At 40.6% G+C, this 12,782-nt stretch carries 11 protein-coding genes and 1 tRNA gene; 2 read left to right on the forward strand and 10 right to left on the reverse strand.

What is annotated here, in order from left to right; translation table 11 throughout:
• Positions 1 to 12: 12 nt before the first annotated feature.
• Both AB3Y88_RS02940 and rpoN read right to left on the reverse strand, forming a co-directional pair.
• Complete coding sequence (locus tag AB3Y88_RS02940; protein ID WP_056960205.1) at positions 13 to 1,041, reverse strand: sugar-binding transcriptional regulator; 1,029 nt, start codon at positions 1,039 to 1,041, stop codon at positions 13 to 15.
• A 322-nt stretch (positions 1,042 to 1,363) separates the two neighbouring features.
• Complete coding sequence (gene rpoN, locus AB3Y88_RS02945) at positions 1,364 to 2,686, reverse strand: RNA polymerase factor sigma-54 (RefSeq protein ID WP_228887817.1); 1,323 nt, start codon at positions 2,684 to 2,686, stop codon at positions 1,364 to 1,366.
• Positions 2,687 to 2,750: 64 nt separating this feature from the next.
• On the opposite strand from rpoN, the gene AB3Y88_RS02950 reads away from it, so the two are divergent.
• Positions 2,751 to 2,822: transfer RNA gene (locus AB3Y88_RS02950), tRNA-Arg, on the forward strand.
• 311 nt (positions 2,823 to 3,133) lie between these two features.
• Here the strand turns inward: AB3Y88_RS02950 and AB3Y88_RS02955 are convergent.
• Positions 3,134 to 3,439 carry a hypothetical protein gene (locus AB3Y88_RS02955; RefSeq protein WP_156653478.1) on the reverse strand — a complete coding sequence of 102 codons (306 nt, stop codon included), beginning with the start codon at positions 3,437 to 3,439 and terminating at the stop codon, positions 3,134 to 3,136.
• 494 nt (positions 3,440 to 3,933) lie between these two features.
• On the opposite strand from AB3Y88_RS02955, the gene clpP reads away from it, so the two are divergent.
• The gene (gene clpP, locus AB3Y88_RS02960) at positions 3,934 to 4,527 is read left to right on the forward strand and encodes an ATP-dependent Clp endopeptidase proteolytic subunit ClpP (RefSeq protein ID WP_054756571.1); all 594 of its coding nucleotides are present in this window, start codon (positions 3,934 to 3,936) and stop codon (positions 4,525 to 4,527) included.
• A 224-nt stretch (positions 4,528 to 4,751) separates the two neighbouring features.
• On the opposite strand, the gene whiA is transcribed toward clpP, so the two are convergent.
• The 7 genes from whiA to uvrA all read right to left on the reverse strand — a co-directional run bounded on the left by whiA (position 4,752) and on the right by uvrA (position 12,759).
• Positions 4,752 to 5,702, reverse strand: a complete 951-nt coding sequence (whiA, locus tag AB3Y88_RS02965) for a DNA-binding protein WhiA (protein WP_056959594.1) — start codon at positions 5,700 to 5,702, stop codon at positions 4,752 to 4,754.
• A gap of 20 nt (positions 5,703 to 5,722) precedes the next feature.
• Positions 5,723 to 6,745, reverse strand: a complete 1,023-nt coding sequence (gene yvcK, locus AB3Y88_RS02970) for a uridine diphosphate-N-acetylglucosamine-binding protein YvcK (protein ID WP_228887818.1) — start codon at positions 6,743 to 6,745, stop codon at positions 5,723 to 5,725.
• Positions 6,742 to 7,626, reverse strand: a complete 885-nt coding sequence (gene rapZ / locus AB3Y88_RS02975; protein ID WP_056959596.1) for an RNase adapter RapZ — start codon at positions 7,624 to 7,626, stop codon at positions 6,742 to 6,744. Before rapZ ends, yvcK begins: the two co-directional genes overlap by 4 nt.
• 32 nt (positions 7,627 to 7,658) lie before the next feature.
• Positions 7,659 to 7,814: a hypothetical protein gene (locus tag AB3Y88_RS02980; protein ID WP_156653463.1), complete on the reverse strand. Its 156-nt coding sequence runs from the start codon at positions 7,812 to 7,814 to the stop codon at positions 7,659 to 7,661.
• A 208-nt stretch (positions 7,815 to 8,022) separates the two neighbouring features.
• A complete protein-coding gene (locus AB3Y88_RS02985; protein ID WP_056959598.1) occupies positions 8,023 to 8,874 on the reverse strand; it encodes a PhzF family phenazine biosynthesis protein in 852 nt (283 codons plus the stop codon).
• A gap of 504 nt (positions 8,875 to 9,378) precedes the next feature.
• Positions 9,379 to 9,852, reverse strand: coding sequence for an S-ribosylhomocysteine lyase (locus AB3Y88_RS02990; RefSeq protein ID WP_054757991.1), 474 nt, complete (start codon positions 9,850 to 9,852; stop codon positions 9,379 to 9,381).
• Positions 9,853 to 9,924: 72 nt separating this feature from the next.
• The gene (gene uvrA / locus AB3Y88_RS02995) at positions 9,925 to 12,759 is read right to left on the reverse strand and encodes an excinuclease ABC subunit UvrA (protein WP_228887819.1); all 2,835 of its coding nucleotides are present in this window, start codon (positions 12,757 to 12,759) and stop codon (positions 9,925 to 9,927) included.
• Positions 12,760 to 12,782: the final 23 nt, after the last annotated feature.

The raw sequence follows: 12,782 nt of genomic DNA on the forward strand, positions 1-12,782 counted from the left end.
TGCTGGTTAACACTACTTTTTTAAAATCATCTTTGCGGCTCCAGTGTCAGTCACTAAACATGTCTGACGCGGAGCATGTTTCATGTATGCCGCAATTGCTTTGGCCTTTGAAGAGCCACCCGCAACTGCAATCACACATTCCATTTTAGTGAGATCCTCAAGTTGAAGTCCAATTCGTGGGATCTTATACACTATTTTACCTGATTCATCAAAGAAGTAGCCAAATGCCTCACCAACTGCATGCGCTTTGCGTAACATCGCCAACACTTCAGGTGACATTCCCCGCCGCTTTGCCATGCTAATCGCGGAACCTACACTATGAATAACAGCATCACTACCGCGAATCAGTTTAACTACTTTTTGAATAGATGGTTCTTTTAGTAAGGGAGCGTATGCTTCTTCACTTAGTTGCTCGGGAACATACAATGCACGATGCTTGCTTCCTGTGCGCAAAGCCATCTTTGCGCTCACACTATTGGCTTGGATCTCAACTGCCTCGCCTAGCCCTCCACGAGCCGGTACAAACAGCAATTCACGTTTTTCAGCCAAATGAGGGGTTAAACAATCAGCAATTAATGCCATAGTTGTTCCACCCATCACAGCAATTACGTTCTTGCCGTCTGGCAACAGGGCTTCAAGTGATTCATTGACCAGCTTTCCCATCGCCACAACAACTTTGGACTGCTCATCAGCGTTGCCCGAAACAATAAAACAGCGCTCAATTCCTAATAAAGAAGCCAGTTCCTTTTCTTGTTGCCGAATTCCAGCTAACTGATCCATGACTCCACGCAATCCCTGAATCACTTCACGTCCCTTAATGGTAATAATCATTCCTGAACGCGTAGTTGCAATCAATCCTTGGTCCTTGAGAAAGTCTGTCTCTGTTCTGAGAAAGCGCTCAGTAAAGCCAAGCTCTTGCGACAGTGTTCTTCTTCCAACTGGACCAGTCCAAAAAATATAACGCAAGATTGTAAACCGCTGGGCCATAACTTCAACCAAATCCGGTGCAATCTCTTCTATCCACTCAAATTCCTGGTGCATCATATTTCCCTTCCTAGCGGGACAAAAAACGTCCGGCCGTGTCGTAAAACGACCCAGCAAATCAAAAAAAACAAAGCACAACAACAATATTTTTTAAATTGTTCTCATACCCTTACCACGCTTTGAATTATAGCAACAAATGGCCGGTTATGCAAGTCACGGACTTTTACTGCCAATTAAGTTTAAACACGCACTAACTCCAAATAATTCATTTAAAAAGTAGAGGTTCCCGAATAATATTTTATAAAAAAGGACAAATCCTAAAGAAGAACGAACTTTTCTTCCCCTGAAATATTTGGGCACCCAAAAAGTCGCAAAAAAACTATCTGGTAGCGTACCGTTTTCTTTTAGTTGATGACGGAATTGCCAACAATTCCCTGTATTTTGCTACTGTTCTGCGTGAAATCACCACACCATTTTTCTGTAACAAGTTTTTTAAATGATTATCTGAAAGAGGATTAGTTTTATCTTCTGCATCTATTAAAGCTTTGAGCTGAGACTGCACCGCATCTGCTGAAAGATCACTTGCCTCATTTCCCATCGTAACTGGCTTTTTGAAAAAAGATCTTAGCTCAAACACGCCTTGTTCACATTTAAGATATTTGCCATTAACCGCACGACTGATCGTTGATTCATGCAATTGAAGTCGATGGGCAACGTCGCGTAACAATAGCGGCCTCAAAGTTTGGGTCTTTCCCATAAAAAATTCCTGCTGATATTCTAAAATAACCTGACCGACCCGTTCGATAGTTCTGCCTCTTTGTTCAAGGTCCTTTAGCATTTCAGCATATTCATTTTTTTTGAGGCGCAAAAAGTGTTGTAAACTTTTATCAGGCATTTTTTCTAACTGCGCATAATATTTTTCTTTAAACATAATCACCGGTTGGGTCTTCTTAGTAACCGTTAACTCTAAGGTCTGCTGATCAGCACTTCGTTTGACTACTAAATCAGGGTAGACATAGCCAATATCGTCGCCCCCAAATGCAGCGCCTGGTGCTGGAGATAATGTTTTGATATAATCAGCGATCTGCTGCACTTCCCCCAAACTAAGCTTAAACTTGTGTGTCAGTTCATTCCACTTATGATCTGCAAACTCATGAAACATCTGCGTAATTACTGCCGCTGCCATTGCAGGCGCTTTGTCATCATTTTCAATTTGCAATAACAAACACTCCTGCAAGTCTCGTGCTCCGACACCTGGTGGATCAAGACGTTGCAGCAATGTCAAAGCATCCAGCAGCGTCGTCCGATCAACATGCGTCTGCTGAATAATTTCTTCCAGATCAACTGTTAGATAACCATTTGTATCTAAATGGTCAATCAAAAAGACCACCCAGCCACGAAGGACAGTCTTTCTCATCGTCAAATGGACTTGCGCCAAGAGATATTCGAAGAGCGATTGTGTTTTATGTTCTGGTGCTTTTAAAAAAGTTTCCTTTGGAAGATCAGTTGCAGACGCACCCGCCTGGTAGTTCATGCCACCCTTTACTACAATAAAGGGATTATCCAGCTGTTTTTGGGCCAAAAACTCATGAAGATCTTCAATGCTAAAACGTAAAACCTGCAAGGATTGCTGCATTTTCTGCGTCATTGCTAGTTTTTGAACTTGTTTTTGCTCCTGTCCAAAGCTTTGTTCAAGTGCCAATTTAATTCACCTACTTTTTATACTTGTATATTTGGATCAATTCAGTTAAAATGGATAGAGTATTGCGCCGCTAGTGTAATGGATCGCACGCAAGATTCCGGTTCTTGTAATGTGGGTTCGACTCCCACGTGGCGCATTAAACTAATTTTTTGTGAAAGCCTCATACTGATTGAGGCTTTTTTATTGCCCTATTTTTGACCTTTCTAGGCCTAGCAACAGACTTTGTAACGCTTTCTTTTTAATGATAACATTCACGCTCTGTTTTTACCAAAATAATAGGCATAACCATAGCTGACTCTTTTGCGGATTACAGCCAAAAGAACTCTTAATTGATCTTTTTCATTCAAGCTCTGCCAACCTCAGTTTGAACAATTTTTTTCAATAAAAAAGCCTTCCAACCAAGCAGAGCTGAATCGTCTGCTTAACTGGAAGGAAACAACGTAAACACTAAAGCGTCTTTTCTTTGACAATATCATTCTTAATATCATCGTACTTAACATTATCCATTCTGTAAGAATCCTTCACTGAAATCTTGGAGATCTTCATATCAGGCCTTTGCGGAAAAGCCGCGCCGTCTGCATGCTGAATTGTGTTATTCTCTGGATTATTCTCACTTACAATTACCAGATGCCCGCTGCCTTGAACAGTTGTTGCGACAGCATCTTCACTCTCTTCGTTAGTAGTTCCAATATAGACACAAAACTCAGATTCGTCTCCAATGATTAATTTTAAATTCTCTAAGACTTTTGCCAAAAAATCACTTCCTTATAGTGGACAAAGGCGTCATACATCACCAGTACGACGCCTTCTAATTAAGTTAGTTACATTAAATTAATTCAAAATTTTATTACAAGAACCAAAGTCAAATTCTAGCTTCCAAGATTCTGCCCCTACCTCTACAGAATCATTACAGCTCCAAAACTGCGCCCAAATTATGAAAGATCAAAAAACTCAATACTGATTTGTAAATTAAATAACGCTCAATATGTAATGATTATACCATTGATGCAGTTCAGTTGGCAATTTTTTGCTCACGCTTCTTAATTTACCTCACTTTTCTTTTACAGTAGCCCCATAATTTTTACAAAGTTACAGCTTGTAAGCTTGTCCTTCTCCCAAACCTTTTTTATTTTTATGAACTGGTTCTTTTGTTTGACCTTTTTTGACCAACGGGTTAAACTAGCAATACAGACGTTAGAATGCTAAACTAAAAACGTCAATTAATTAATTTGAGGAGGTTTCAGTTCATGAATTTAGTTCCTACAGTAATTGAACAATCATCTCGCGGAGAACGTGCCTACGATATCTACTCACGCTTGTTAAAAGATCGGATTATTATGCTTTCCGGTGAAGTCAATGATGACATGGCAAATGCAATCATTGCGCAGCTGCTTTTCTTAGATGCACAAGATTCTGAAAAAGATATCTATATCTACATCAACTCTCCTGGTGGCAGTGTTTCGGCTGGATTGGCAATTTACGATACAATGAATTTTGTCAAAGCTGATGTTCAAACAATCGTAATGGGAATGGCAGCTTCAATGGCCAGTGTACTAGCGACTGCTGGCGAAAAGGGCAAACGTTTTGCCTTACCAAACTCAGAAATATTGATCCATCAACCATTAGGTGGAGCGCAAGGCCAAGCAACCGAAATCAGTATTGCGGCTGAACATATTTTAAAAACCCGCAAACTGATTAACAAAATTTTATCCGATGGTTCTGGTCAAGATATCGAAACCATCAATCATGATACTGAACGTGATAAATTCATGACGGCTTCTGAAGCTGTCTCATACGGTTTAATCGATGGGATTATGAAGAATAAAAAAGAAGTCAAATAAGCTGGTTTAATGCTTGGATTGTCTATAATCAGGTAATTCAAATAAGGCAAGGGGCTGTGACAAAAGTTAACTTTTGTCACAGCCCCTCTTTTATTCCGGATAAACGTGTTCCATAAGTCAAAACTCTCCGTCTAACTTCGAATTACTCATAGCAAAGTACTCGCTATGTTTGTAATTTCAAGTTAGTACTCAAATTTTCCCGACTTATGTCACACTCTCTAGCCTTATTTATATTCCGAAACTTCTAAACCTGCACGCATTTTTGTTGCCAATTCATTCAACTTACGTAAGCGATGGTTAACTCCTGACTTAGAGATCGGACCTCCAGGAACGATTTCACCTAATTCCTTTAGGCTAATCTCTGGATGGGTCACCCGGGTACGCGCAACATCTTGCAACTTAGGCGGAAGCTTATTGAGCCCCATCCGTTCATCAAGATATTTGATATTTTCAATTTGCCGATTAGCGGCATCCGCCACCTTATTCATATTAGCATTCTCGCAATTAACAATCCGATTCACAGAGTTGCGCATATCGCGCACAATCCGAATGTCCTCAAATTTAAGCATTGCATTTGTTGCACCAATCAGCGACAAAAAGTCAGCAATCTTTTCTGCTTCTTTAAGATAGGTAATATACCCGCTGCGTCTTTCCGTCTTACGGGCGTTCAACCCATAACGATTAATCAATTGACAAATTGCATTATTCTGCTCTTCATAAAGTGAATAGATCTCCAAATGGTACCTGCTAGTCTCTGGATTATTGACTGAGCCGGCCGCTAAAAACGCGCCCCGTAAATATGACCGAATCTGTGCATCATCAGTTAGTAAATCTAATTGAAGTGTCGGTTGTAAATGATAATCATCTAAAATTTTTAAATCATTTAACACCGTTTCGCTGCCGCGTTTGAGTCGCACAATATACAGATTGTTTTTCTTGAGCTTCATTTTACGCCGAACCAGCAATTCACTTTCAACATCATAAAACTTCTTTAGCAATTGATAGATTCGGCGCGCAATCGCAGGATTTTCAGTTTGGATGTTCAAAACAAAATGATGATTAATGATACTCACCGCGCCATTCATCCGAATTAGCGCCATTAACTCCGCTTTAGCATTTCCAAAGTGAACTTCCAAAGTCGTAAGTTCTTTCTTAACATCACTCGCATATGACAATGGAATCCCCTCCTTTAGGCCTAATTAAACTCACCGTCAAACCATGATAGCGGTCTGCCTGTCAACCGCAATAATTCATCCACAACTTGATTACCATTATGGAAAACACCATGATCTCGCAGTTCCAGGAAATTATTTGAAATCACGCGGCATCCCTGCTCACGTAACCCTTTGAAATCATGTTTAACTTGGTACAGATATTCTCCATACTTTTGATGATCCATATAGTCGGCTGGAACGGGCTCTGTGTTTACCAAGACAGTATCAATAAACTGCTTCCCCATATGCCGATTCAAAACCCGCACATGATCTGCATCAGTAAAATGTTCAGTCTCACCTTTTTGGGTCATAATATTACAAATATAAATGACTTCTGCACTAGTCTGACAAACAGCAGCACCCAAGTTTGAAATCATCAAGTTGGGTAAAATGCTTGTAAATAAACTGCCTGGTCCTAAAACGATTTGATCAGCATCCATAATCGCCGCAATAACCTCATCAACGGCACGTGGTGGTGTCCCATCGCTGCCTGACACCCAGGCCCTTTCAATGGTCTTTTCAGCCGCAGAAATCTCAGATTCACCCGCTAGGACGCTCCCATCGGAAAATTGGGCATTCAAGACAAGGGGTTCGTTGGCTGCCGGATAGACATGTCCCTCAACGTCCATCATGCGTGAGAGCTCTTGCACGGCATTAAAAATACCATTATCATTCATCTCCGATAAAGCGGCAATGATTAGATTACCAATCGCATGTCCAGAGAAAAATTGATCTGTCGAAATAAAGCGATATTGAAAAATTCGTTTATAAATGGGCGCCATATTTGAAAGTGCAACTAAAACATTCCGAATATCACCTGGAGGAACAACATTAATATAATCACGAATAACACCTGACGAACCTCCATCGTCAGCTACCGTAACAATTGCAGTAATATCGGCATTTTTTTTATGCAAAGCCTTTAAAATTACAGGAAGTCCTGTCCCTCCACCGATCACAACAATATGTGGCCGTTGGCTTTTGCAGCCTGGCTTTCTTCTCATGAGCGGTTAGTCGTCTCCTTCCTTTTTGTAACGTCTCGATGTGAAATCCTAACAGGATACTCTTCATCTAAAGCTCTACCAATCCGTTCCGCAAGTGCCACAGAACGGTGCTGCCCGCCGGTACAACCAATTGCAATTGTTAAACTAGTTTTCCCTTCTTTTTTATAACCGGGAATAATATTACGCAATAAAGTCATAAATTGCTGGTAAAAAATAGTGGTTTTATCAGAATCCATCACATAATCATAGACTGGCTGCTCAAGCCCTGTTTTATTTTTCAAATCAGCAATGTAGTACGGGTTAGGCAGGAAACGAACATCCATCACGATATCAGCATCAATTGGCAAACCGTACTTGAAACCAAATGAAAGAACCTCGATATGAAATGAAGTTGATTTGCTGGTATCAAAATTATGAAAGATCTCTTCACGCAACTGTCGAGGTGTCAACTTACTTGTATCGACCACCAGTTGGGCTTTTAATCTGATATCTTTTAACAGATCACGTTCAAGTCTAATTCCATCCATCAAGCGGCCTTCCATCGCTAAAGGATGCGAGCGTCTGGTTTCTTTATAGCGTGCAACAAGTTCCTCATCGGAAGCATCCAAGAAAAGGATCTTTGCATCAATTAACCCATCGCTGCCTAAGTTACGCAGCATTTCAATAATTTCATCATAAAAAGCACGGGAACGTAAATCAATTACTAACGCAACTTTGTCAATCTTGCCGGATTCGCGCACCAGTTCCCAAAATTTAGGCAGCAGTGATGGGGGCATGTTATCAATGCAGAAATAGCCCAGATCTTCAAAGCTCTGAACTGCAACTGTTTTGCCTGCCCCGCTCATTCCGGTTACAACAACAAGTTTTAGTTGTTTTTCCATCTTCAATCCTCCATCCAAAAGCCTTCAGGCAATTATAACACACCGGGTGTGCCGTCTTCATCCTTTGTTGCTTTTTCATAAAAATAAACACGACACTCAGCCATCACAGCCCGCACAGCTTTGCCGTAATGTTCATCAAAGAGTTTAAAAGCAGCAACCATTTCATTAGACTTTTTACTACGATCCAAAAAATAACACTGTGTTCCTAGTTTGGCGTTCCGTTAAAATCATAATAGCATATCGGTGTACAATTTTGTCGCTGCTCCTTATGGTCCTAAGATCGATTAAACCCTTTCTAGCCCATAATCGATTGCCTACCTTATGCATGGCATATTCAAAAGAACACAGCTCTGTACATTTGAGACTGTGTCTACTGTTAATTCATTCTTAATTAATTTAAACAGCTACTGATTTTGTTTCTACAAGATAACCATAGCCGCCAACAAAGATGGCATCAATCATGTCATCATGAGTTGTTAGGTTAACAACAATTCTTGCTGGATTATTTAGATTATACCCTTGCTCAAAAATATATTGCGACTTCTTTTCAACATATTTAAATAGATAACAAGCTAGCGCACAGTTAGAAGTTCCTGTCGCAGATTCTTCATTGATCTCATAAAGTGGTGCAAAATTTCTGCAAACTGCAGTAATGTTATTTTCTTTATCTTCTAACGCAAAAGCATGAACACCAATAACATCATGTTTTTTACTTAATTCAGTCATAACGTCAAAATCAGGCGCTAACTTTTTAAGCTCTTCACCTGATTTTATTGGTAAAAGAATATCCCATAATCCTGTAGATACAATCTGAATTGGTAATTTTGGGTCGATTGAATTTGTATCTAAACAATTATTAAATGAATCGAGGGAAAGAACATCAGCGTAAGTAGGAGCATTTTGTTCCATAAATACCATACCGTCTGAATCAATTCTCATGGACAAAATGCCTGACTTTGTTTCTATCGTATATTCATTTTTAGATAACTTGTTCATTAAATTCAAAAATGCGAAAGTAGCTATTGTAGCGTGTCCACAGAGCGGTACCTCCTCTGTAGGTGTGAAATACTCTAAACAAAAATCTGCTAAGTTTGACTTAGTGATAAAAGCAGTTTCAGCATAGCCTAACTCTTTAGCGATCGCCATTTTTTGAATTGAATTCAAATCAGGTCTATCAAAAACAAGACCGGCTTTGTTACCCCCAGTATTGTCCTTACTAAAGGCACTTACAACATGTACTTCAACCATTTTATTTGTCTCCTATTCAAAAATTGATTTAGTCGATACTTTATTTTAGTTAGTATATCAATTTATGTACATAATTACAATAATATCGCCATTAGCGCCACCTGAGCTACGCCCAACAAATGTGAGCTTGTCACCACTTTTTCATTGTCGTGATAAACTCCGAAACTTATTAACTATAATGTCAATTATCTACTTTCTTAACTCAAAATAAAAAGGGGCTGTGCCAAAAGTTAACTTTTGGCACAACCCCTATTTTATTACGGATAAACGTGTTCCATAAGTCAAAATTCTCCGTCTAACTTCGAATTTCTCATCGCAAAGTACCCGCTATGTTCGTAATTTCGAGTTAGCTCTCAAATTTTCCCGACTTATGTCACACTCTCTTAACGACAGTATTTAATTGCTAAATATGCTCAAAAACATATTTTTACATTTTCTGTAATCCAAAACTTTTATTGTAACCAGCGGATTACGCAGCATCGACTTAAGCTCATCAATGCTACTCTAATCAACAACCTTACGGGTAAATGGATCGGAAGAAATTCCTGCTGCCAAAATCTTTTTGCACCACTCTTGTGCAGAAAACAGTGAATGATCACGATAATTACCGCAACTGCGAATATCCGTTCCTTGCACATCATCCCATGTGGACTTAGTAATTTGCTCCAAAGCGCCCTTCAAAGCTTTAGCAACTTCTGTAGTGTCGTGTTCACCCCAAACAATCAAATGAAATCCTGTACGACAACCAAATGGTGAACAATCAATCACTCCGTCAAGACGGTCGCGCAAAAATCCCGCGAGCATATGCTCAATTGTATGCAACCCAGCTGTTGGAATCGCATTTTCATTTGGCTGCACTAACCGCAGATCATAATTCGAGATCTCGTCACCTTTTTGACCCTTTTCGATTGTAATTAACCGCACATATGGTGCCTTCACTGCTGTATGATCCAAAGTAAAACTTTCAACCTTAGCCATCATTAAACACTCCTTTTTTAGAATTAACCTTTCAAACTTACTCTAAGCATTTCACCCCCAAAAAGCAAGTGCTCAATGCCTGCGTGCTCGTTCTAAAACCTGATGTAAATACTTTCCGGTATAGCTAACAGTGCTTTTTTCAACTTCTTCCGGTGTTCCAGTTGCGATCACCCTGCCACCACCGTCGCCACCTTCAGGTCCTAGATCAATCAGATAATCAGCACTCTTGATCACATCCAAGTTATGTTCAATCACCAGCACCGTGTTGCCCTTATCTACCAAGCGTTGCAAAACATTTAATAAATTTTTAATATCATCGGTGTGTAACCCTGTGGTTGGTTCATCCAAAATATAGAAACTTTTACCATTTGCCTTACGATGCAATTCTGAGGCAAGCTTCATTCTTTGTGCTTCTCCGCCTGAGAGCGTTGTTGCCGGTTGTCCAAGTTTGACATATCCGAGCCCAACATCCACAATTGTTTGCAGCTTTCGTTTAATTTTAGGAATTGCACTAAAGAATTCCAACGCTTCTGCAACTGTCATATCTAAAACATCGGCAATATTTTTCCCTTTATATTCAATCTCAAGGGTCTCAGAATTATAACGTGCACCATGACAGATCTCACATGGAACATAAACATCCGGCAAAAAATTCATCTCAATTTTGATAATTCCATCGCCCTTGCAGGCCTCACAGCGTCCGCCTTTAACGTTAAAACTAAAACGCCCCTTGCCGTAACCGCGCATTTTGGCAGCGTTGGTCTGCGCAAAAAGTCCACGCACATCATCAAAGACACTCGTATAGGTTGCCGGGTTACTTCGCGGAGTCCTACCAATTGGGCTTTGATCAATATTAACTACTTTTTCAAGGTTCTCTGCTCCTAAAAGGCGCTTAAATTTACCTGGCTTTTCTGAATTGTGATTTAGCTCTTGAGCCAATGCGCGCTTCAGTATTAAATTAATCAACGTTGACTTGCCTGAGCCGGAAACTCCGGTCACAGCAATAAAAGTCCCTAAGGGAAACGCCACATCAATCTGCTTCAAATTGTTTGCAGCCGCTCCTAGCAATTCGATTTTTTTCCCATTTCCTGTTCTTCTTTTAGGTGGAACAGGGATAAACTTCTTGCCTGAAAGATACTGCCCAGTTAACGACTTACTGTTGCGTGCAACTTGCTTAGGTGTCCCGGCTGCCATCACCTGACCGCCAGCACTCCCAGCTCCTGGACCAATATCAATTACATAATCAGCTGCGCGCATTGTGTCTTCGTCGTGCTCCACCACAATCAATGTGTTACCTAAATCACGCATTTTCTTCAAAGAGTCAATCAATCGATCATTGTCTCTTTGATGCAATCCAATCGAAGGTTCATCAAGAATATATAAGACACCGGATAAATTCGACCCAATCTGGGTCGCCAGTCTGATCCGCTGTGCTTCTCCCCCAGAAAGAGTTCGAGCTGAGCGGCTGAGCGTTAAGTAAGCAAGTCCGACATTAATCAGAAAAGTCAAGCGGTCTTTTATTTCCTTCAAAATTGGGCGTGCGATTGTTTCGTCCTGTTCCCCAAAGGAAAGCTGCTTGAAAAAATCAAGGGCATCGGCAATATTGAGATCCGAAACTTCGCCAATCTGCTTGCCGTTTATCTTGACTGCCAAAGCTTTACGATTCAAACGATAACCATGACAAGTCTGACAAGTCAAACTTGTCATATACTTGCGCATCACATCGCGGGTAAAATCACTATTTGTTTCATGGTAGCGTCGCTCAATATTAGGAATTACTCCTTCAAAGGGTGCCTCGACATCACGCACACCGCCAAAATCATTTTCATAATGAAAATGGAAAGTTCGTCCATTTGCCCCGTATAAAATTGTCCGTTGTTCTGCTTGAGAAAGCTTCTCAAAAGGCGTCTCAAGTGAAATCCCAAATGCAGCGCAAGCTTGTGCTAATAGTGTCGGATAATACTGTGAACTTATTGGATTCCAGGGCTCAATCGCACCCGCTGCCAATGTTTTCGTTGTATCAGGTACCACCAAATCACGGTCAACTTCAAGTTTGATTCCTAAGCCATCGCAATCTGGACATGCTCCAAATGGTGCATTGAAAGAAAATAACCGGGGCTCAAGTTCGCCAATCGTAAAGCCACAATAAGGACATGCAAAGTTTTCAGAAAATTGCAATAACTTTCCCTCAAGCACATCGACATTTGCATATCCTTCAGAAAGACGCAGCGCAGCCTCAAAAGAATCAAACAGCCGGGAACGAACTTCGGGTTTGATCACAAGCCGATCAACCACCACTTCGATAGAGTGTTTTTTGTTTTTAGCAAGTTCCAAGGGTTCTTCAATCTCATGAATTTCACCATCGACACGCACACGCACAAAACCATCACGTTTAATTTTTTCAAAGATTTTCCTGTGTTGTCCCTTTTTTTCGCGCACAACTGGCGCGAGAATTTGGACTTTTGTTCTTTCAGGAAGTTCTAAAACACGATCAACCATCTGTTCAGGTGACTGACTTGTAATCTTATGACCATCATTCGGACAAATGGGTGTCCCAACTCGGGCCCATAACAACCTAAGATAGTCGTTTATTTCTGTGACGGTCCCGACCGTCGAACGTGGATTTTTCGAAGTCGTTTTTTGGTCAATCGAGATTGCTGGAGAAAGACCGTCAATCGAATCGACATCTGGCTTATCCATTTGACCTAAAAATTGACGGGCATACGCCGAAAGGCTTTCCACATAACGCCGTTGCCCTTCAGCATATAAAGTATCAAATGCTAGTGAGCTCTTGCCAGATCCCGACAAACCAGTAATCACTACCAGCTTGTTTTTAGGAATTGTAACGTTGATATTTTTCAGGTTGTGTGCTCGTGCCCCTTGAATCACTATTTTATTTTGTCCCAAACCGTTGCCTTCTTCCTCTCAAT

It is taken from the genome of Liquorilactobacillus satsumensis (assembly GCF_964065465.1).
Lineage (GTDB): Bacteria > Bacillota > Bacilli > Lactobacillales > Lactobacillaceae > Liquorilactobacillus > Liquorilactobacillus satsumensis.